This window comes from Erwinia pyri, assembly GCF_030758455.1.
Taxonomy (GTDB): Bacteria; Pseudomonadota; Gammaproteobacteria; order Enterobacterales; family Enterobacteriaceae; genus Erwinia; species Erwinia pyri.
Genome location: NZ_CP132353.1, coordinates 1,870,016 through 1,891,781, shown reverse-complemented (window position 1 = coordinate 1,891,781; position 21,766 = coordinate 1,870,016). Strand labels below are relative to the sequence as shown.

Annotated in this window: 19 protein-coding genes; 6 read left to right on the top strand and 13 right to left on the bottom strand. The window is 51.8% G+C overall.

Annotation, left to right across the window (positions count from 1 at the left end; genetic code table 11):
• Positions 1 to 70: 70 nt before the first annotated feature.
• Both Q3V30_RS08780 and Q3V30_RS08775 read right to left on the bottom strand, forming a co-directional pair.
• Positions 71 to 724: an EAL domain-containing protein gene (locus Q3V30_RS08780; protein WP_306212390.1), complete on the bottom strand. Its 654-nt coding sequence runs from the start codon at positions 722 to 724 to the stop codon at positions 71 to 73.
• A 138-nt stretch (positions 725 to 862) separates the two neighbouring features.
• Positions 863 to 2,344, bottom strand: coding sequence for a SulP family inorganic anion transporter (locus Q3V30_RS08775; RefSeq protein WP_306212388.1), 1,482 nt, complete (start codon positions 2,342 to 2,344; stop codon positions 863 to 865).
• Between the two features lie 343 nt (positions 2,345 to 2,687).
• Here Q3V30_RS08775 and ychF point away from each other — a divergent pair, with 343 nt between their 5' ends.
• Entirely contained in the window at positions 2,688 to 3,779 is a 1,092-nt protein-coding gene (ychF, locus tag Q3V30_RS08770; protein WP_306212385.1) for a redox-regulated ATPase YchF, read from the top strand.
• 292 nt (positions 3,780 to 4,071) lie between these two features.
• On the opposite strand, the gene Q3V30_RS08765 is transcribed toward ychF, so the two are convergent.
• A complete protein-coding gene (locus tag Q3V30_RS08765; protein WP_306212383.1) occupies positions 4,072 to 4,770 on the bottom strand; it encodes a glutathione S-transferase family protein in 699 nt (232 codons plus the stop codon).
• A gap of 164 nt (positions 4,771 to 4,934) precedes the next feature.
• Here Q3V30_RS08765 and Q3V30_RS08760 point away from each other — a divergent pair, with 164 nt between their 5' ends.
• Positions 4,935 to 5,846, top strand: coding sequence for a LysR family transcriptional regulator (locus Q3V30_RS08760; protein ID WP_306212380.1), 912 nt, complete (start codon positions 4,935 to 4,937; stop codon positions 5,844 to 5,846).
• A 369-nt stretch (positions 5,847 to 6,215) separates the two neighbouring features.
• The gene (locus Q3V30_RS08755; protein ID WP_306212378.1) at positions 6,216 to 7,259 is read left to right on the top strand and encodes an NAD-dependent epimerase/dehydratase family protein; all 1,044 of its coding nucleotides are present in this window, start codon (positions 6,216 to 6,218) and stop codon (positions 7,257 to 7,259) included.
• A 4-nt stretch (positions 7,260 to 7,263) separates the two neighbouring features.
• On the opposite strand, the gene Q3V30_RS08750 is transcribed toward Q3V30_RS08755, so the two are convergent.
• On the bottom strand, positions 7,264 to 7,992 hold the full coding sequence (locus Q3V30_RS08750) for an SDR family NAD(P)-dependent oxidoreductase (protein ID WP_306212376.1): 729 nt from the start codon (positions 7,990 to 7,992) through the stop codon (positions 7,264 to 7,266).
• Between the two features lie 98 nt (positions 7,993 to 8,090).
• Here Q3V30_RS08750 and Q3V30_RS08745 point away from each other — a divergent pair, with 98 nt between their 5' ends.
• A complete protein-coding gene (locus tag Q3V30_RS08745; RefSeq protein ID WP_306213138.1) occupies positions 8,091 to 8,474 on the top strand; it encodes a winged helix-turn-helix transcriptional regulator in 384 nt (127 codons plus the stop codon).
• Between the two features lie 266 nt (positions 8,475 to 8,740).
• Positions 8,741 to 9,634, top strand: a complete 894-nt coding sequence (locus tag Q3V30_RS08740) for a GntR family transcriptional regulator (protein ID WP_306212374.1) — start codon at positions 8,741 to 8,743, stop codon at positions 9,632 to 9,634.
• Positions 9,635 to 9,666: 32 nt separating this feature from the next.
• On the opposite strand, the gene Q3V30_RS08735 is transcribed toward Q3V30_RS08740, so the two are convergent.
• Both Q3V30_RS08735 and phbB read right to left on the bottom strand, forming a co-directional pair.
• Positions 9,667 to 11,004, bottom strand: coding sequence for a CitMHS family transporter (locus Q3V30_RS08735; protein WP_306212373.1), 1,338 nt, complete (start codon positions 11,002 to 11,004; stop codon positions 9,667 to 9,669).
• 72 nt (positions 11,005 to 11,076) lie between these two features.
• Positions 11,077 to 11,820, bottom strand: a complete 744-nt coding sequence (gene phbB, locus Q3V30_RS08730; protein WP_306212371.1) for an acetoacetyl-CoA reductase — start codon at positions 11,818 to 11,820, stop codon at positions 11,077 to 11,079.
• 310 nt (positions 11,821 to 12,130) lie between these two features.
• Here phbB and Q3V30_RS08725 point away from each other — a divergent pair, with 310 nt between their 5' ends.
• On the top strand, positions 12,131 to 13,237 hold the full coding sequence (locus Q3V30_RS08725) for a lactonase family protein (RefSeq protein ID WP_306212369.1): 1,107 nt from the start codon (positions 12,131 to 12,133) through the stop codon (positions 13,235 to 13,237).
• Here Q3V30_RS08725 and Q3V30_RS08720 read toward each other — a convergent pair.
• The 7 genes from Q3V30_RS08720 to Q3V30_RS08690 all read right to left on the bottom strand — a co-directional run bounded on the left by Q3V30_RS08720 (position 13,224) and on the right by Q3V30_RS08690 (position 21,700).
• Positions 13,224 to 14,156: a LysR family transcriptional regulator gene (locus Q3V30_RS08720; RefSeq protein WP_306212367.1), complete on the bottom strand. Its 933-nt coding sequence runs from the start codon at positions 14,154 to 14,156 to the stop codon at positions 13,224 to 13,226. The genes Q3V30_RS08725 and Q3V30_RS08720 overlap by 14 nt on opposite strands.
• A 3-nt stretch (positions 14,157 to 14,159) precedes the next feature.
• Positions 14,160 to 16,808, bottom strand: coding sequence for an aconitate hydratase (gene acnA, locus Q3V30_RS08715; protein ID WP_306212365.1), 2,649 nt, complete (start codon positions 16,806 to 16,808; stop codon positions 14,160 to 14,162).
• A 127-nt stretch (positions 16,809 to 16,935) separates the two neighbouring features.
• A complete protein-coding gene (locus Q3V30_RS08710; protein WP_306212363.1) occupies positions 16,936 to 17,616 on the bottom strand; it encodes a transporter substrate-binding domain-containing protein in 681 nt (226 codons plus the stop codon).
• The gene (locus tag Q3V30_RS08705) at positions 17,600 to 18,985 is read right to left on the bottom strand and encodes an MFS transporter (protein ID WP_306212360.1); all 1,386 of its coding nucleotides are present in this window, start codon (positions 18,983 to 18,985) and stop codon (positions 17,600 to 17,602) included. The genes Q3V30_RS08710 and Q3V30_RS08705 overlap by 17 nt, the downstream gene beginning before the upstream one ends.
• 11 nt (positions 18,986 to 18,996) lie before the next feature.
• Positions 18,997 to 19,887, bottom strand: a complete 891-nt coding sequence (locus Q3V30_RS08700; protein WP_306212359.1) for an amidohydrolase family protein — start codon at positions 19,885 to 19,887, stop codon at positions 18,997 to 18,999.
• A gap of 28 nt (positions 19,888 to 19,915) precedes the next feature.
• The gene (locus tag Q3V30_RS08695) at positions 19,916 to 20,575 is read right to left on the bottom strand and encodes an arylsulfatase (protein ID WP_306212357.1); all 660 of its coding nucleotides are present in this window, start codon (positions 20,573 to 20,575) and stop codon (positions 19,916 to 19,918) included.
• Positions 20,576 to 20,629: 54 nt separating this feature from the next.
• A complete protein-coding gene (locus Q3V30_RS08690) occupies positions 20,630 to 21,700 on the bottom strand; it encodes an isocitrate/isopropylmalate dehydrogenase family protein (protein WP_306212355.1) in 1,071 nt (356 codons plus the stop codon).
• Positions 21,701 to 21,766 lie beyond the last annotated feature (66 nt).

Below are 21,766 nucleotides of genomic sequence, written 5' to 3'. Positions count from 1 at the left end.
TTTTAATTATTATATTGGCAACCAAGTTAAGGTGGTCTAGCCCCGCCCTGCCTGCTAAAACCCTATTCGGTTATCGGCCGGGATCTTCCAGCTCTTTCAGCGCCAGCACCGGCAGGAAGTAGCCCTGCACGCCCCAGATTTTGCTGTCGGCCAGTTTTTTCAGCTGCATTTCACTCTGCACCCCTTCGACAATGACCCGGTTGGTGTACTGCCGGATATTGGCGATCAGAATACTGAACCAGGGTTTAAAGACGTTTTCCAGAAAAAACTGGCGGTCCAGCTTCACCGCTTCAAACATCCTGGATTGCAGCGCATTGAGGTTGGCATCGCCAGCCCCCAGATCGTCCAGCCACAGAATGTTCAGCTGTTCAATCAGCGTGCGCAACAGCGGATTATTCAGGCCGTCGTGAAGGTTAGGGAAATCCTCGGATAATTTCAGACGAACGAAGGGTAAATGGCTGAGGATTTGCTGAATAAATGCAGACTGACTGACCGCTTTCGCCAGCTGAAAATTGATCGTCAGGCAGCACAGCAGACCGTGCTGCTGGAAATAGTCCGCGTAATACTCAATGGTCAAAAGCTGATCGAGCAGATGCGCTTCCGGGTCCTGTCTGGTTGATGGCAACGTCTCGCGGGCGTGATCTGCTTCGCCCGCTGTGAGATCCAGCGCAATAAGATCGCCATTAAGTGTATGAATGGGTACGCAATTATAGTTGTGTATCATGCCATCTTGCCAAGGTGCGGGCTCCTGCCAGTGGTAAAAATCGTCGTACAGATAAACTTTAGCCGTTCACTCTGTAAAAATGCGAATCAATACGACGATTTTTATATTTATCGGCCAGGCTGGCGGCAGCTTTACGCATTACCCCTTATCGGCAGCAACTTTATAATCGGGATCATCCAGCTCATGGCTGCAGAACGGGCCGGCCTGCTTTAACAGACTGATACAGTCTTCGCTGAGGTGGCGTAACCGCACGCTCTTTTCAGCCGCCAGGTAACGGGCGGTCAGCTTATCAATCGCCTCGACGCCGCTGGAGTCCATCACGCGCGTCCGGGCAAAATCGATCACCACATTTTGCGGGTCTCTCTCCGGATGAAACAGCTCCTGGAAACAGGCCGCGGAGCCGAAGAATAACGGCCCTTCCAGACGGATCGTTTTCTCCCCCTCCGCTTCCTGCTGCGAAAGGATGCTGATACGCGCGTGCTGCCAGGCAAAGACCAGCGCCGAAATGATCACGCCGAAAATAACCGCCATCGCCAGATCGGTATAGATAGTGACAATCGTTACCGCCACCATAATGACTGCATCCGGCTTAGGCATCCGCTTCAGGCGCCTGATAGAGCTCCATTCAAAGGTATTGATGCAGACCACAAACATAATGCCCGCCAGCGCCGCAACCGGCAGCAAAGCGATATATTTAGAGAGGCTGACCACAAACAGGATCAGCAGCACGGCACCGACCAGATTTGAGATGCGTCCTCTGCCGCCCGAGGTGAAGTTGATGATCGACTGACCAATCATCGCACAGCCCGCAAAGCTGCCGAAGAAACCGCAGATAGTGTTGCCAATCCCCTGCGCCACACACTCTTTGTTGCCATCGCCCTTCTTGCTGCCCATCTCATCAAGCACGGCGAGCGTTAGCAGGGACTCTATCAATCCCACCAGCGCGATAATCACCGAATAAGGCAGCACCACTTTCAGCGTTTCCCAGCTGAGCGGCGCGGCGGGAAGATGAAACATCGGCAGCGTGCCGGAGATATCCGCCAGGTCGCCCACGCGTTTGGTATCCAGCCCAAAACCGATAGCGATGGCGCTGATAGCGATCAGCGCTGCCAGCGAGCCGGGGATCGCTTTGGTCAGTTTAGGGGACAGCCAGACGATCAGCATCGCCAGCGCCACCAGCGCATACATCACCGGCCCCTGATTTTTGATCATCGGGATTTGTGCCAGCGCAATAACAATAGCCAGGCCGTTCACAAAACCATAAATAGCCGGTTGCGGCACCAGACGGATAAATTTACCCAGCCGGAACACGCCAATCGCCAGCTGGATCAGCCCGGCAAAAATCGTTGCCAGCAGCACATATTCATAGCCATGCGTCTGAATCAGGCTGACCAGCACCACCACGATTGAGCCAGCCGCTCCGGAGATCATGCCTGGCTTGCCGCCAAACAGTGCGGTGACCAGACCCAGCATAAACGCCGTGTGCAGCCCAATAGTGGGCGAGAGCCCCGCCAGCAGAGAGAAGGCAGTAGCTTCCGGGATCAGGGCCACAGAGACAACAGCGCCAGCCAGCACGTCGTTTTTGACGTCGGCAGCCCTGAGGTTGCTCAGATTAAACATAGAGAGTTCCAGTTATTATTTGTTATACAGGTGAAATCCTGAACCGCTAAAATGGGCGCAAAATGCTCATCAGAAAGACGAGGGGCGCAACAGACGTTGCTGGCAAGAGTCTTAAGGTGGCGTAAGCAGCATCCGCGGCGGTCTCCGTCAGCTGTAAAGTTGAGTCAGTATCGGGAATTGTGAGGCAGATCTCAACCTTAATCCCCCCTTACCCGACAGAAATCAGCGCCAATCGCAGCATAATTCCGTGTATAATGCGCGGTAACTGTCAGTAACAACTAACTCAGACCGGTTGGGAAGCGACTCTTCTTCCTGATTATCAAGCAATTAAGGTGATTCAAACATGGGATTCAAATGCGGTATTGTGGGCCTGCCAAACGTCGGGAAATCAACCCTGTTCAATGCGTTAACCAAAGCGGGCATCGAAGCAGCTAACTTCCCGTTCTGTACCATTGAGCCCAATACCGGCGTGGTGCCAATGCCTGATTCCCGTCTGGACAAGCTGGCGGAAATCGTGAAGCCACAGCGCATCCTGCCAACCACGATGGAATTTGTGGATATCGCGGGCCTGGTTAAAGGCGCATCCAAAGGTGAAGGCCTGGGTAACCAGTTCCTGACCAACATCCGTGAAACCGAAGCTATCGGCCACGTTGTCCGCTGTTTTGAAAACGACAACATCATCCACGTGAACAACAAAGTGGATCCGGCGGACGACATTGAAGTGATCAACACCGAGCTGGCGCTTTCCGATCTGGATACCTGCGAACGTGCGCTGCAGCGCGTGCAGAAGCGTGCGAAAGGCGGCGATAAAGATGCTAAAGCCGAACAGGCTGCGCTGGAGAAGTGCCTGCCGCACCTTTCCGAAGCTGGCATGCTGCGTTCGCTGGATCTCAGCGATGATGAGAAAGCGGCCATTCGCTATCTGAGCTTCCTGACGCTGAAGCCAACCATGTATATCGCCAACGTTAACGAAGACGGCTTCGAGAACAACCCGTATCTGGACAAAGTTCGTGAGATCGCTGCCAAAGAGGGTTCTGTCGTGGTGCCAGTCTGCGCTGCGGTTGAATCTGATATTGCCGAGCTGGAAGATGCCGACCGTGAAGAGTTCATGGCGGAGCTGGGTATTGAAGAGCCAGGTCTGAACCGCGTTATCCGCGCGGGCTACTCGCTGCTGAATCTGCAAACTTACTTTACCGCTGGCGTGAAAGAAGTTCGTGCATGGACCATTCCGGTTGGCGCAACTGCCCCGCAGGCTGCCGGTAAAATCCACACCGACTTCGAGAAAGGCTTTATCCGCGCCCAGACCATCGGCTATGAAGACTACATCACCTATAAGGGCGAGCAAGGCGCGAAAGAAGCCGGCAAAATGCGCTCTGAGGGTAAAGAGTATGTCGTTAAGGATGGCGACGTGATGAACTTCCTGTTCAACGTCTGATTCGGGCAAACCCTTTCAGGCAGTTTCAGGAGCTTGCAAAAGCTATCTGAATCTTCAAGAGATCCCCATAGATTGGGGATTTCTTGTTTCTGGCTGTTGCAGGTAATAACTTGCGCTTCGACAAAGCGGGTTATACACCTGCCGCGCAACGCCTCAGACGTTACTTAAATTTCACTGAACCGACTCTCCCCCGGCCGAAACAGAATACCCCCCCTGTCCGCTACCGCCACCAGCCGGACCTCTTCGATCGCGCGACATCCACGGTTGGATTTCGCGCGACTTTAAAGTGAGATCACGCCTTGTTATCGAGCTCAGGGATACCGCTGCTACGATCTGCATAGGCAGCCTGGAAACCTGGGCGCTGCTGCCAGCGCTGCCAGTATGCGTCAAGGAACTCGAAACGTTCGTCCAGCGGCGTAGCATTCACCGGGAACTTCGAGAAGGCGATCGCGGTTGCCAGCGTGATGTCGGAGAAAGTAGGCTCGTCGCCCCCCAGCAGCCATTGGCGTCCGTCCGAAAGATGTTTGTTGACCAGGGCAGCATGGGCCAACGCTTCTTTGCGGCAGTGTTCGCCCCAGGCTTCGTTCTTCGTCAGTTCGAGCTTGAAACCGAGACCGGTATGCAGAACGTGGAAAGCCGTGACGATTCGATACAGGATGTGAACCCAGATGCGGTTATCCCACATGTTGTCCAGGCCCTGCTCCAGCGGCGTATCCCCCATGATCTTGCGGCCAGGATAGGACTGGTCCAGGAAACGGACGACGGCTGCAGTTTCGGAGATGTAGCTACCGTCAGCAAGCTCGAGGGTCGGCGTCTCACCCCAGGCATTCATTTTCAGGTGACGCCATCCACGCTGTTCGCCAACCGGCGTCATATCGTAAACAGTCTCCTGGAACTGATCAGCGATCCCCTTTTCATGCATGAACAGGCGCAGGCGCTGTGGGTTAGGGAAAGCCGAAGGCGAAGTGAAAACGTTCAGTTTGCTAGTCATTGTGTAGCTCCTAAAAGTATGTCGAGGTGTAGGCCAAAACCGTGACTGCCTGAGTAGCACGGCCATGGCGCCTTGTTGCTGAAGCAGTAGACATACTTTAATGCGTTGCTCGTGGTTGATAAACCATGTGATAATCAATTCATTTATTACATATGGTAATCAATATGGCAGCGGGAAACCCACTTCAGCTTGGCAGCATTGAACAGTTTTGTAGAGCAGCGGAGACTGGCAGCTTCACCGGTGCGGCTGAGATCCTCGGTTTGACGCCGGCCGCAGTCAGTCGGTCAATCAGTCGGCTCGAGCAGCGCCTTGGAGTACGTCTTTTTTTGCGGACCACCCGCGCCGTCAAGCTTACAACTGAGGGCGAGCTTTACTGGAAAGAGTGTCATCTGGCGCTTGAGCAGATCGCCGAGGCTGAGCGAGCGATCACCGGTTCACAAACCGTCCCTAGCGGACCGCTACGCATCAGCGTCAGTGCGGCTTACGGAACGTTTCGCCTTTTACCCTTAATGCCCCGGTTCACTGAGTTTTATCCGCAGATCGATATCGAGATCAGTATTTCGGACAAAATAATCGACTTTGTTGAAGAGGGCTTCGATCTGGCAATCAGGCTGGGCATTCCGCAAGATTCGCGACTGGTCGCCTTTAAGCTTGAGGACGCCTCGCTTGGGGTATTCGGCACGCCGACATACCTTGCAAAAAAAGGTGAACCCTACCGTATTGATGACCTCAATCAACACGATTGCATCCAGTACATATCACCGAATACAGGGCGCCCGCTGCAGTGGCTGTTCACCGATGAATCAGGTACTTCAGTCGAGAAACAGATAACGAGCCGGATGCGTGTACTTAATGATGCGTTAGGGGCTGTCGCCTGGGTTAACGCGGGCGGAGGCCTTTATCAAACCTATCGCTTTGCAGTGGGAGAGGCTTTAAGGCGTGGAGACCTTGTAGAGGTCCTGCAAAAATATGGCGGCCGCTCTCGCCCGTTTTCGATTCTCTACCCCCAGAATCGTCATCTGTCGGCGCGAGTACGCGCATTTGTAGAGTTCCTGCGCTCAGCAGTGAAATCCTGACTTACAGGATGCGCCCGATATCGAAGTCATAGCTTTTGCCGGGACCGCTTCGCCTGCTCATCGTTGTTTGACTCATTATGTTCTATAGATCACTTTTTAATAACAGCGTTCGGCAACGGCTCTGTTAGCGGTAAGTTACTACTACTGAGCGCAGACGAGGCAAAAGTCTGAGAGCGTAATAAACTTATTTGATAAAAATCAGCCGCGTTTTTCGGAAGGTAGCGCCTGTATCAACAGATTTGTTGCAGAAAAGCGATCAACATTTTGTGTCTGAGCAGAAGAAAACGGTCCAGCTAACATTCTTTCTGTACCTGCCGCGCCCGAAAAATGCAGCTAAATCTTGTTATCTGAAACCAAACGGAGAATTGTATGAACGATAAGCACATATTGCTGGTCGGTGCAGGCGGCGTAGTGGGATTTGCCGCTCATGATTCCTTCCATAAAGCGGGCTGGCAAATCACTACCCTTGGGCGTTCGCCGCACAGTCCTCACCCCTCTCCTCATATCAGCGCCGACCTGACCTCTTCAGAGGATCTTAATCAGCACCGCGAAGCGTTTGAAACAGTGACGCATATCTTTTACGCGGCATTGCGTCAGGATCCCAATCCGGGCGTGGAAGCGGATATCAATGCGCTTATGTTCGAAAACCTGATCGGCTCGGTTCGCTCTTCAGGCAAGTCGCTAAAACATATTATCTTTATTCAGGGCGGGAAAGTTTATGGCGCTCATCTGGGCGTTTACCGCACCCCAGCGCGGGAAGAGGACAGCCGTCATTTTCCGCCGAACCTCTATTTCCGGCATGAGGACTATGCGAGAAGTATTGGCGATGAAGGCATCGGCTGGACTGCGCTGCGCCCGGATATCGTCATCGGCCACTCATTTGGATCGCCCATGAACCTGGGAAATCTGATCGGCGTGTACGGTACGATTTGCCGTGAAACAGGAACCGCTCTGCATTTCCCCGGCCCGGATGAAGCTTATCGCAATACCCTGGTGAATATCACTGACGGTCGCATCCTTGGTCAGAGCGCGGTCTGGGCTGCCGAAAATGCCAAATTCGGCGCGTTCAATATCACCAATGGCGACGTGTTTCGCTGGTGTCACGTCTGGCCGAAACTGGCTGACTGGTTCGGTGTACCGGTCGGCGAGGCGCAGCCTGTCTCGCTTAGCGAACGTCTCAGCGCGCTTAAGCCTCTCTGGTCATCCTTCGCCGATAAGGCGCAACTGAAAGAGAAGGATATCGACAAGCTGGCGCTGGGCGGATTTGGTGACTTTATCTTCCATGTTGAGAAAGATGCCATATTTGACGTCACCAAAGCGCGCCGGGAAGGGTTTGACGCCATGATCATGCGCTCCGATGACGTGTTGATTGCGCATCTGGAAGCCATGCGAAGCAGCAAACTGATTCCCTGACATCTCAGGCAGACATGCCGCCATCAATGACCAGTTCGGCGCCGCTGATGTAAGTGCTTTCGTCCGAGGCAAGGAACAAGGCCGCAGCCGCCACTTCATCGGGGTTTCCCAGCCGCCTGGCCGGTATCTGCGCGCTCAGCGTCTGCCTGACTTCGTCGCTGGCCTGGTCGAACATCGGCGTATCAGTGGGTCCGGGACTCAGCGTGTTGACCCTGATGCCGCGCGGTGCCAGCTCGGTGTTCCAGGTGCGGGCATACGAGCGTACCGCGGCCTTGCTGGCGGAATAGGCGCCATAGCCAGGATTGGCCATTCCACCCGCAATCGAGCCGATCAACACGATGACGCCGCCCTCGCCCATCTGCCGGGCCGCGTGCTGCACCGTGAACACCATCGCGTGCACGTTCAGGCCGAAGGCACGGTCGATATGCTCCTCAGTGGTCTCTTCCAGGCTCGCATGCTCGGCCACGCCTGAGGAGTTCACAAGGATGTCCAGGCGGCCGGTCCTGGCATGGATAGTCTCAAACAGGCGGGCGAGGTCGCTGGTGCTGGTGAGGTCGCCCGCTATCGCCTCGACCCGTCCGCCAATAAGCGTAACCGCCTCGGCCAGCTGCGCTTCGCGTCGACCGGTAATGAAAACATGGGCGCCTTCCTGCACAAAGCGGCGTGCGACCGCAAGGCCGATACCGCTGCCGCCGCCGGTCACCAGGGCGATCTTTCCTTCAAGTTTCAACATAACTGCTCCAGACAGAGGATGGACTTCAGATGATACATTTCGTATATTTAGTGTCAATTACGCACCTGATGTACATCAGATATATGGAAGGAAACTACATGGCGACCGATATCCCGGCCCTGCTGGCAGAGATCAACAGTACCCGCCCCATCCTGGGACAGGTGGCAAACAAATGGTCCGTATTGATCCTGACCGTGCTGTGCACCCAACCCGCGCGCTTTAACGCCATCAAGCGCAGGCTTGATCCGATCACGCATAAGGCCCTGACGGAGGCACTGCGCCGACTTGAACGCAACGGTCTGGTCAGCCGTCGTGTCATCGCATCGTCACCAGTGGCGGTCGAGTATGCCATCACGCCGCTGGGTCGGACCTTGCAGGAACCTTTTGTGGCTCTGGTGAGCTGGGCCAGGCAATATGGTGTGGCTATGGAGGAGGCCCAAGTGGATTACGACGATCGGCGCGCTGCCGATGAGTCCGTATAAACGCTGCCAGGCGCGGCATGCTGAATTTCGATGGCGGCCAATTTCTCCTGGCGGCAGGTCTTTATGCTACGTAATCTGCCATCCATGTTAAAACCGGTATAGCTTTACCAGCAGAGACTTATCTCAAATCTCAGTAACCTGCTCTTTTACGTGAAAAATAATTACCAAAAAGGGATTATGAGCTAATTTTAATTTTGCTTTTAAAATAGCGAAAATGCAATAATAACAACCTTATATTGCATTTATTCATTCGCCTGAGCGTACTCATGAAGATTAGCGCCCTGACAGAACGGCTTTCGCTAAAAATTATTGGTTTGATTGATGCCGGTAATATCGCGCCAGGCTCACACCTGAGCGTGCCAAAACTTGCAGAACTCTTCGATGTGTCACGTTCGCCAGTGCGTGAAGCGCTGGTTTATCTTGAGCATAAAGGTATTCTGCAACAAAAGCTCAATCGGGGCTTTTTTGTCAAAGAAGATTACGCTCCCCAGCAGACCGATGAGCCGGCAGAGACAGAAAACAGCGATCTGCCTGAATATTATCAGCTTGCAGAAGACTGGCTGCAGGACAATATCGAAGCTGAGGTCACTGAGCAGTTTTTGATGAAACGCTATAATATGACCAAGAGTCAGCTATCAACCGTACTGGCACGCGGAATAAGTGAAGGCTGGGTAGAACGGAAGCAGGGATATGGCTGGCGCTTCCTGCCAGTGGCCAAAACCAAAGCTGCACTTGAGCATATTTTCAGCTTTCGTATGGTGATTGAACCTATGGCTATTCTTGAGCCGACCTTCAATGCGCCGCAGGATAAAATTGACGAAATTCGTCGTGAACTGGAAATGTTGCTTGAGAGCGGTATTGAACGTCTGTCACCAAAGCAGCTCCAGTTAGCCGGTTACCGCTTTCACGAAACAGTTATCAGCTTCTCCAATAACCCTTTCTTTGAAATCTCGCTACGTAACGTCAACCGCATGCGAAAACTGATGGATTACCGCATCATGGATGACCGGAGTCGTTACTATGCCGAGGTGAAAGATCATATGCGTATACTGGCGATGATAGAGGCAGGCCAACGGATTGAAGCATCTTATACGATGAAGCAGCATCTCTCCGTGGCGCTGGAGAATAAAAAAATGCGCCGTATCAGCGCAGAAGCTTAAACAAAAAAGGCTCATCCCGTGAGCCTTTTTTATCATGGCGCCGTGGAGTAAAACGGATATAACCCCAGCAGCAAGGCTGAACCAAGAAAAATCATGCACAACAGAAATGCCCACTTGAAGGTATATCTCTGATGGTCACTGAACTCAACCCCAGCCAGTCCAACCAGTAAATAAGTCGATGCCACCAGCGGGCTGAGCAGGTGAACGGGCTGCCCCACCAGTGAGGCACGACCAATTTCGATTGGATCGATGCCATAAACTTTGGCCGCTTCTGCAAGTACAGGCAGTACGCCATAATAGAATGCATCATTCGACATAAAGAAAGTTCCCGGAAGGCTAATCAGCGCCGTGATCGGTGCCATATAGGGTCCCCAGGAATCAGGAAGTATATCCAGCAGCGTACCGGACATTGCCGTTACCATGCCAGTCCCGGACAGGATCCCGGCAAAAATGCCTGCAGCCAGGAAAATTGAGGTTTGATTCAGCGCTGCCGGGGCATGTGCCGCTATACGCTGACGCTGCGCATCGATATGGGGATAGTTGATTAGCAGTGCCAGAGCAAAGGCCACCATAAACAGCACTGACAGCGGCAATACTTCAATCACCAGCGACGTCATAAGTACCAAAGTCAATCCGGCATTCAGCCAGAAAAGCTTAGGCCGACGTAGCTCTTCATTTACCTCATTAATGGCTGGAAGATAGCTTTCTGCATCCTCTTCTAATGCCGGACTTTGGCGATTATTTTGAATACTGAGCTTTCCAAGTCGGCTGCGTTCGCGGATACCGATATACCAGGAGAGGACCAGCACACCAACGAATCCGCACAGCATGGAAGGGATAAGCGGCACAAATACATCAGCGGATTCTACTTTAAGTGAGGCAGCAACACGCGCAACAGGGCCACCCCACGGCAATAAGTTGGTAATACTGCCTGAGAGAAACACAACGCAGGTTAGCGCCAGAGGATCAAGACGAATACGCTTGAACAAAGGTAGCATCGCCGTGACGCAGATCATATAGGTGGTGGAGCCATCACCATCCAGAGAGACCATCGCTGCCAGAACGGCAGTACACATAACCGCTTTAACCGGATCGCCATTAATAATACGCAGGAAAAAACGAATTATAGGATCAAATAATCCGGTATCAAACATCGTACTGAAATAAAGAATGGCAAAGATAACCATAATTGCCGTGGGAGCGACTTTCTTTAATCTATCAATCATCATATCACCCATTTCACTCCCGAACCCGCCGATTAAAGCAAATATAATGGGGATAAGTATCAGAGCGACCAGAGCGGAAAGTTTCTTGGTCATAATCAGGATCATAAAGACCACAATCATGCCATAACCCAGAATAGAGAGCATAAATCCTCCTGCACCTGTCTTAGGCAGGCGCTATTGAAATAGTTGTTTTTTTACTGTCTGGTCAGGAAGTATTTAACTCATGTGCATGCCGCCGTTGACTGAGAAATTCGCGCCGGTTGCATACCCTGATTCATCGGACGCCAGCCATGCACATATCGAAGCAATTTCTTGCGGTGAGCCCAAACGTCGTACTGGAATTTCCTGTACGATTTTGTCAATAACCTGTACGGGCGTGACTGTTTTCAGCTTACTGGTGGCAAGATAGCCGGGTGACACGGTATTTACTGTTACGCCACGCGCCGACACCTCACGTGCAAGGGCCCGTGTAAAACCGCGTACCGCATATTTTGCGGTTGAGTAATTCACTTGCCCTACTGTACCAATCTGCGCATTCAGTGAGGAAATATTAATAATACGCCCCCATCCACGCGACATCATTCCATCAATAACCTGACGCGTAACGTTAAACAATGAGTTCATATTGGTATCAATAACTGCCTGCCACTCCTGAGGGTGCATATCCCGAAATAATGCATTCCGTGCTGTTCCGGCATTATTAATAAGGACATCTACTTCGCCAATTTCACGGCGGATCTTATCAAAAGCCTCAACCGTTGACTGCCAGTCGGCCACGTTTCCTTCAGAAGCGATAAAATCAAAGCCGAGCTTTTTATTATCATCCAGCCAGGATTGTTTACGTTTTGAATTCGGCCCACAACCAGCGATAACTTTAAAACCATCTTTTCCCAGGCGACGGCAAATTGCTGTTCCCAGACTCCCCATCCCTGAAGTGACATACGCGATACGTTGGGTCATGTTTTTCTCCCGAAGGCTTTTATTAACAGTTTTTACTTGTTGTTAACAGTAAGCGGTCTGGCGGGTTTTTCTGCAATCTGACAGCGTCGAAAATGTGAGCAAGATCGGCTAATTTCTGCTTTTAATTGATCTCAAATGCAATAATGATTTTCAGGCTTTGATCCTCACATTTTATGAAAAGAATAAAGTCCCCCTAAAAATCCCGGCCAATGAAGGTTTGGGAAGTCAACCATGCGTTAACTGTGATAAAGATCACGCTGAACTTGATGCATTTATAATAAAATAAATGCAAATTTAGCGAGGATTTTTTATGACATTTGCCTATGTGGGTTGCCGGACTTCTGCGTGGCGTGGCGCAAGGGGAAAAGGAATTGAGGTCTATCGTGTAATGCCTTCAGGGGAATGGCTCCATCTGCAATCTGTTGACTCTGTTCAGGAGAACCCCTCCTGGCTCACACTCGATCCCACCCGCAATCGTCTCTATGTGCTTCATGGCGATGGTGATGTGGTTGCCGTTTTTGATCGCGACCCTGCCACCGGCCTGCTTAGTTTGCGCAGTGAGCAGTCTACCGGCCCTCACCCACTGCACCCTGACCTGGATCCTGTGCGACGTAATAATCCAGTGAGTGCGGTATTAACCCCTGACCAGAGCGTGTTGCTGATTGCCAATCATGAAGGCGGTAATATTGCGGCGCTTGCCATCACTGAGCAGGGATTACTGCCGCCTTCTCTCGTAGCTGAGGTGCCAGGACATCCGCAAGGCGCCGGTTTGCCTCTCTCGCTTTCCCGTCCTCATGAGGTTGTTTTCGCACCCGAAAGCCATTTTTTTGCAGTGCCTGTACAGGGGCGTGCGGCGGGTAACGGGATCGATATGCTCCGTCTTTATCGCTGGCAACGGGGAGAATGCCACTTGATCGATGAAGTGCAGCTGGCAGCTGGCAGCTGGCCCCGTCATGTCGATTTTCATCCGCGCGGACATTGGCTGTATGCCATCAGTGAGCTGAGCAGTACCCTGACGGTATTTGAAGTCGAGCCCGATTACGGCAGGCTGACTTTAAAACAAACTCTCAGCGCATTACCAGAAAGCTATAGTGACCGCAGTGACGCCAGTGAAATAGAAGTGCATCCTGGCGGCAAATTTTTATACGCAGCCAACCGCGGCCATGACAGTATTGGTGTGTTCGCTATAGATCAATTAACAGGCACATTAAGCCCCGTTGGCTGGGTGCCGTGCGGCGGTAAAACACCTCGCTTTACTACTCTCTCGCCAGATGGCCGGCAGTTTTTCAGCGCTAACGAAGAGTCTGATAATATCCAGATGTTCTACGTAGATGTCGAAAGCGGAATGTTGCATAAAAGCGATATTGTCATCGAAACCGCCAGCCCTACCTGCATCTGCTTCGCTAGCGCAGGCTAACGACGCCGGTGCCTTCTTCCTGCGCGCAACGCCTGTGGGCAGGCGTCAGGCTTTCAATCAGGGTTTTTACTGATGGCGAGGCAAGCTTAAAATCCTTCACGCCAATCAGTAATTCCCTTTTCGCCCAGGGCTCGGCCAGCGGGATTATGCGAACGCCACGGTGCAGGGAAGCGGGAGCAATCTCATTGACCGGTAATATGGCGATGCCAAGTTGCTGACTCACCAGTTCCGCCATTGAGACAAAGCTGCTGATGCGCAGACCGATATTCAGCGTTTTACCCAGCTTACGCGCCTCGCGATCGATAATATGGCTCACCGCGCTGTCACGATGTGGGCCAATTATTTTTTCATCAACGATATCTTCCATTTTCAGCGAGCTGCGTTTTTCCAGAGGATGGCCGGGGCCGAGTAAAACGGAGAGCTGGTCATGCTGCCAGGGCCACACTTCAATTCCGGAAACGGGCGTCCAACTGGAAAAAAATCCAACGTCGGCGTGCCCCTCAAGCAGACCCTGTACCACGCCGACGCCAGTATGTTCTTCAATATCGATATCAGTCTGCGGATAGTTAGTGAGAAACTGACTGACAGCACGCGGCAGGTACTGCATCAGAGCAGCTGATATAGTAAAAATACGAATATGTCCGCGTACCCCTGCCGCGTAATCGCTTAACTCCTCTTCCATTTGCTCCAGATTACGGAAAATCTGTCTTGCATGGTAAAGCAGGGAATGTCCTGCAGGCGTCAGTTCAATCCCTCGCGGCAGACGTAGCATCAGCTGGGTACCCACCTGCTGCTCAAGTTCGGCAATACGTTTGCTGACTGCCGACACGGCTGTATGCTTGCGTCGCGCGGCATGCGTGAGGTTCTGCTCCTCGGCGACAACGACAAAAATCGACAGTGAAACCAGATCGTATCGCATGCTTTATCCCTTGAGTGCCTGCTGAATAACATAAGGTAGAATGCCACCATGGCGCAGGTAACGCAGTTCCTGCTGCGAGTCTATCACCGCTATCAGCTCAAGTTCACCCAGAAGCACGCCATCACGGCTGATGCGCAGCGTTACCGGAGTATTACCGGGTGCCAGAGAAGTAAGGCCATCGAAATCAAGCGTTTCACGCCCATCCAGCTCAGGAAGACGCGCGGCATCACCCTTCAGAAAGTGCAAAGGTAAAATACCCATACCTATAAGATTGCTACGATGAATACGCTCGAAGCTGTTCGCCACTACTGCCTTTACGCCCATTAATGCCTGTGCTTTAGCTGCCCAGTCGCGGCTTGAACCTGCACCATAACGCTCTCCGGCAAAAACAACCAGGGGCGTACCGCGCGCCAGCCAGCTTTGCGCAGCCTCACAGGCTGGCAGGATCTGTTGATGATCGGCATCCCAGGCAAAACCACCACCGCCCCGCTTTGCTTCTGGCAGTAAACGATTGACCAGCGCTTTGTTGGTAAAAGCGCCACGTACCATCACTTCATGGTTACTTCGTCGCGTAGAATAGAGGTTCAGATCCTGCGGATTTTCATGGCGATCGATAAGCCATTTTCCAGCCGGACTTAAGGCAGGTATCGCACCTGCCGGTGAAATATGATCGGTGGTGATATCATCGCCAAACCACAAAAACGGGCGCGCACCGTTCAGCGCTAAGGGTGCGGCAGGATCGCGTGGCAGGCGCTCAAGATAGCCAGGCCGGCGCAGATAGGTTGAGCTTGCCTCCCAGGGATAGTGGACACTCCCAGGAGCAGCAATCTTTTGCCAGTGAGGCGTGCCCTGCCAGATAATGTCACGGCGCTTTAGATAATGGTCACGTTTCATGACACGCTTCACCCAGCGATCCACCTCTTCCCGCGCAGGCATCAGGTCACGCATCAGAATGGGCTGCTGTTGGGCATCAAAGCCCAGCGCCTGATGAAGCAGATCATGAGAAATATGGCCTGCCAGCGCCCAGGCAATCACCAGCGCGGGCGAGGTGAGATAACCATGGCCCAGGCCTGGATTGACGCGACGTGGGAAGTTGCGGTTGCCGGAAAGCACGCACACTGCCTGCAACCCCTCATTAACCAGTTCTTCCATCGCGGGCTTTAGCGCCCCCGAACTGCCGATGCAGGTCATGCAGCCATAACCGGTAACGTCGAAACCGACTTTTTCAAGTTCAGCCAGCAGCCCTGACTCACTAAGGTAATCCGTCACCGCACGAGAACCGGGAGAGAAGGAGGTTTTTACCCACGGTTTAGGTCGTAATCCATGCTGCGCCGCATTACGGGCAAACAATGCTGCCTGAACAACGAGCCAGGGATTTGCCGTGGTCGTACAGCTGGTAATAGCCGCGATAGCCACCGCACCTTGATGAATCACTTCGGGATAAACGTTATGGGACCAGGTCTCTGCCTGCACCGTTTCAGGCAGGCTCTTTTTAAAGCTCTCTGCAGCAAAGCTCAGGGGAATTTGTTGATGCGGATTATAAGGACCGGCCATGCATGGCTCGATGGTATCGAGATCCAGTTCTATCAGCTGAGTAAATTTCGGTTGAGGTGAATTCGCGCTGCGCCACAAATGCTGCTGCTTCATGTAGGTCTTAATGATTTCCTGCTTTTCGGTCGTGCGCCCGGTCATATGCAGATAATCAGCGCTGCGTTCATCAAAAGGAAAAAATACTACCGTCGCCCCATATTCGGGCGCCATATTAGCAATGGTGGCTCGCGATTCCACAGGCATGGTGTGCAGTGAAGGTCCGGTAAACTCCACAAACTTTCCTACTACCCCTTTCTCACGAAGCAGGCGGGTGATATGTAGAGCAAGATCGCTGTCGCTGACATCCTGCGCCAACCTGCCTGAAACTGAAATCCCAATCACATCAGGATAAAGTAGCGTGACAGGCTCTCCAAGCAGCGCAGCCTGGCCTTCCAGCCCTCCTACTCCCCATCCGAGTATGCCTAACGCGTTAATCATAGGCGTATGGCTGTCGGTTGCGATCATGCAATCTGAGTGCAGCAGAGCCACGCTCTCACGCTCGTCAGCGGTTACTACCTCTGCAACCGCTTCAAGATTCATCAGGTGAATAATACCGGTTCCGGGTGGAATGACGCGAAAGTTATCCAGGCTCTGTTCAGCCCAGCGAATGAAGCGATAGCGCTCCGCATTACGCCGAAAATCAAACTGTAGATTTTCTTCCAGTGCGTCTGGCGTAGCATAGCTTTCAACGATCACGGAGTGATCGATGGTTAACACAGCCGGAATATGCGGGTTGATAGTGCGTGGATCGCCTCCCAGCTCAGCGGTTAAATCACGCATCGCTGCGAAGTCCGCCAGGGCAGGCAGACAGGTCGTATCGTGGAACATTAACCGGTCGGGATAAAATTCAACCTCTCCCGGCATCGCCTCACCGTTGAGCATGTCAAGGAATTTTGGCAACGTCTGTGGTGAACGCAACGCGACATTCTCCAGCAGAATGCGTAAACAAAAAGGCAGTGTTTGCAGTTGCTCCAGAGATATCAGTTGGGTCAGGTCGAGAAAATGATAGGGGCGCTGATCAATGACCAGGATAGTGCGTTTCAGAACTGAGGACGATGTCATAAAAACCTTCCGTTACCACGGTAGCCATATGTGCTTTTACAGATAAGGGTGCCATGTCAGGAAAGGGATGAAAATTGAACCTTTAATAAGGTAGCGTTCTCGAAAAGAGAACGCTACAGGGTAAATATTATTCTGACAGCTGCTGGTCAATAATGGTTTGAACAGTGCCATCTTGCTGCCAGCGTGTGAGTAATTCGCTAATTTTTTCATATAAATCAGCGTGCTGACGCGGGACACAAATCGCCTGATTAATAGCGCCAAAATTGTCCGGCAGCACACGATATGCCCGGTTCAGACTGGCGGCGCGCTCAAGAGGCTGGCGGATGCCGGCAGCCATATCGCCTTCTCCTCTGAGAAAAGCATCAATAGCCTCCTGCGACGAACTGAGCCGGTTCAGGCTGGCGTGCTGTAACTGACGCGTAAGATGCAGATCGTACGCTGCGCCCTTGCCCACGTTGATTACCACATTAGCTTTATCCATTTGCTCAACACTTTGCCATTCGCTCTCTGCTTTCACCAGCACAGTGCCCTGAATGGTAATATAAGGTTGCGTGAACCGCAGCACCTCTTCACGTAAGGGATCAACAGCGAGAAAAGCAATATCCCAGCGATTATTTTGCGCATCATTTACCACTTTTCCCGCGGCAGGATAGGTGACAAACCGGGCGGTAGATCCCAGCGCAGTAGCCAGCTTACAGGCAATTTCAACAGTAATACCACCTGGCCTCCCGTCGGGAAGGCTTTTCGCCAGCACAGCATTTCCAAGATTAATAGCAAAGCGTAATTCATTTTCAGCGATGGCTGGCATGGGGCTCCTCCGTAATGGGGTCATTATTATCCTGTGGATGGGGTGCAAAGTTCAGCCTTTGTATTTTACCCGCCACAAACAGATAACAGCAGAGGTTCAGGAAAGCGCAGACGCCCACAAAGATGAGTGCGCCGTTAAAGGAACCGGTATCCTTAATAATATAGGCAATAATAATCGGTGTGAAAATTCCTGAGATATTACCGATCATATTAAATAATCCCCCGCTCAGTCCGATAGCTTCTTTCGGGGAGAAGTCTGAGACGACGCACCACCCCATGGCACCAAAACCTTTGCCGAAGAAGGCCAGCGACATAATTGCCACCACAATCCAGGCCGAATCGACATAGTTGCAGATGACCATGCTAACCGCCAGTAACATGCCGATAACGATAGGTGTTTTACGCGCTGCCGAGAGGCTAAATCCACGCTGCAGCATATAATCGGATAATACACCGCCCAGTAACGCACCCGCACAGCCACAAAGTGCAGGAAGCGATGCGACAAAACCTGCTTTCAGGATCGTCATACCGCGATCGTGGACCAGATATACCGGGAACCACGTCAGGAAAAAGTAAGAAAGTACGGTAAAGAAAAACTGTCCCATGTAAACACCCAGCGCGAGTCGGCTGGTAAGCAGCTTTTTCGTATAGCCTTTGTTGCTGGTATCGCCTTTTTTGGTCGCTTTCAGGTTGGTCAGGCCGCCCCCGGACTGGATATATTCCAGCTCGGCATTATTCACCAGCGGATGCACTTTAGGCGTATCAGCCAGAACGCGGCTCATGATCAGGGAGATAAGTATGCCAATGCCGCCCATTAACCAGAACACCGATTCCCAGCCGAAATGATAAGAAAACCAGCCCATCAGAGGAAGAAAAACAACCAGCGCAAAATATTGCGCGGCGGTTGTAAAGCCCGACGCCTTGCCGCGTTCACGCGCTGGAAACCATGCCGCCAGAAAACGTGAGTTAGCTGGCAGGGTAGGCGCTTCGATAAGGCCCATCATAAAGATAAAGCCGAAAATCATTACGCGTGTCACCCATACGTTTTCAAATGAGGTACTGAACCCCACCAGGAAAACAAAAAATGACCATGAAAAGACACCGATGACCAACACTTTTTTGGAGCCAAAACGATCGAGTAACCAGCCGCCAGGATACTGTCCGAGCACATATGCCCAGGTAAATGTTGAGAGTAAATAGCCCAACGCGACAATATCAAGTCCTGCTGATTTTACCATATCCGTTCCCGCAATCGAGAACGTCGCACGGTCGCCATGATTCAGGGCGATACTAAGAAAAACCATCAGCAGAATCATATAACGATAATGCGTAGGTCGATTTTTTCGTACAGTTGAATTAAGAGTAATCATTCTATTCGGCCTTATCTGGCAATCGATTGATTAAATCGGTAAAGTTCAGCCGGGTTTGCCACAAATAACTTGTGCCGAACCTGTTCATTTCCTGCCCAGTGGTAAATATTTGAAAGAATCAATGCATCATCTGGCATTTTTTTATTTGCGCTTATTAAATTTGGGTGCGGCCAGTCGCTGCCCCATAACACGCGTTCTGTGGCTTCTTGTAGAAAACTTTTTATTAAGGCTGACATATCGGACACATCCTCATGCGCCGACTGATGATAAAGAGCGGAAAGTTTTACCCAACACTGCCCCCTTTCAATCAGTTCCCAGGCCAGACGCCAGGCCGGGTGCAGCATAGGTTGCGGTTGAGGCAGACGGAAAAAGTGGTCGATAACCAGATTGCCGGGCACCTGAAGCAGAATCGGACGCAGGGCGCAAAGACGTTCTGCAGTGGCATGGATCTGGATATGCCACCCTCTCTCAGCCACACGATGTGCCAGAGGTAAGAGCATTTCAGGTGTGGTTGTACTACCAGCACCAAAGTTAAAACGTATGCCAGTCACGCCCGCCTGGCCTAAAGCATCCAGTTCTGCATCCTTAACGTCATCCGTGATTACAGCTTCTCCCCGGGCAGCATTGCCAAAGCGCCGCAGCGCTTCCAGCATACAGCGGTTATCCGTACCATAAGAGGAAGGCTGAACCACTACATGACGCTTAAAACCGAGATAATTTTTAAACTGCAAATAATCATCGACGGTGGCATCCGGTAAATTACGCTGATCGTCAGGTGAATAAGGAAATCTTCTGTCAAATATATGATGATGACAGTCACAGCTATTTTCCGGCAAAACGATATCAGGTAAAGATGAAATATGGCTGTATTTCACTCTTGCCAGTAAATATTGACTGTTCACGGCCTTGCCTTAATTAATCCGAAGCGGTTCAGAATGAATTCATTAAGCGTTTCAATTTCTCAACTGCAGCCTGAGGGCTACTTAAAACCGGACAAGTGACTGCTGCCTTGATCTCTTCATAAGCCACCTCCATAGAGAAGTGCGCTAACACAATCGCGTCAGCATGTTGATGCTGGCGAGCAGCTTCAACAACAAGCTGATTATGTAAGACAACATTGCCCGCGCTTAATGCGTCACGCGCGCCTTCAACCACTACAGTGGTCAGTTTTGCGCTTGACCCTTCGGCCATGGCGAGTTCATGAAACTCCGCTTCCATACTGGGAACGGCAGGTGCGAAAGTCGCTAACATGACAATATCTTTGCCCTTCTCCAGTGCCGCTTCAAACATAGCCTCATTGGGTTTCAGAATGGGCAGAGCATGGATTTCAGCACTGGCATCAATGGCTTCTCCGAGTGCCGAGCAGGTAAACAAAATAGCAGCGGCATCAATACTGACCGCATAATCTACCAAAGAATCTATACGCTGATATAAATTGGGTGTGAGTGCGGTAACTTTGCCGCGATCGCCGCTTAACGAGTCATCCAGCAGATTACTGATATTCGCTTCGGGCCACTGACGTGCGAAAGTGTCATTAATAGGGCCAACTGCCAGTGGCGTAGCGTGAATTAATACAATGCGTTGACTCATTATCCTCTCCATGAAAACAGGCTGCCCGCTCTGGCAGCAGCCTCATGTCGTCAATTAAGCGCGAATTGCCGCTGCAACTTTTTCGGAAAATGCTTTCGTACCGCAGTTGCCGCCCAGATCGGGTGTGCGGGTTTCAGGGTTTTCCAGAACTTCATCTACCGCACGGTTGATCTCTTCTGCTGCCTTCAGGAAAGCAGGCTGGTTATGCTTCTCCGCATACCATGCCAGCATCATCGCAACTGAGAGAATCATTGAAACCGGATTGGCCTTGTCCTGATTCTGAATATCCGGTGCCGAACCGTGTTGCGCCTGAGCACAGCAATGCGTATCGCTGGCCATAATCGAACCAGCCAGCCCCAGACTGCCTGACAGTTCACTGGCCAGATCGCTGATGATGTCACCGTAGAAGTTAGTGGCAACCAGTACATCAAAGCGTTCCGGATTACGCACCAGGTGCGCGGTGGAAGCATCAACCAGCAGGTCATCAAGCTGGACTTCCGGGAACTCTTTCGCCACGTCACGTACGGCTTCCAGGAAGAGACCGTCGGTCATATGGAAGCTGTTGGCTTTATGAATTGCGGTAACTTTCTTTTTACGCTGCATGGCCAGTTCAAACGCTTTGCGTGCAATGCGCTCTGAACAGTGGCGGGTGATTTTGCGGGTGGAGAGCGCCATGTCCGGGCTCGGCATCACTTCACCCCAGCCGCGCGACATGTTGCGGTCCGGGTAAAACCCTTCAGTGGCTTCACGCATGATCACCAGGTCCATTGTCTTACCTTCCTTCATGTTAGAAGTCAGGAACGGACGGGTGCGCGCAGGACGGACGTTAGCATAAAGATCAAGACCGATACGGAAACCTGCAGAAACGTTACGTCCACCTTTCTCAGGCGCGGGGTAATCTGCATGCGACTGCGTACCCAGGATGATCCCGTCATACGTTTTCGCTTTATCTAAAGATTCCTGACGCAGCGTGGTGCCATGCAGCTCAAGGCTTTTAAAGCCAACGTCTTCATAGTCAAATTCAAAACCCAGGTTGAAAGTTTTATCTAATGAATTCAGTACGGTTACCGCAGCTGAGGTGATTTCAGGACCAATACCGTCACAAGGCAGAACCAAAATACGCATATACACTCCAATTGATGGGTCAGTTTCGATTGCATTTTTATACCAATAAATGCACTGATTGCAAGG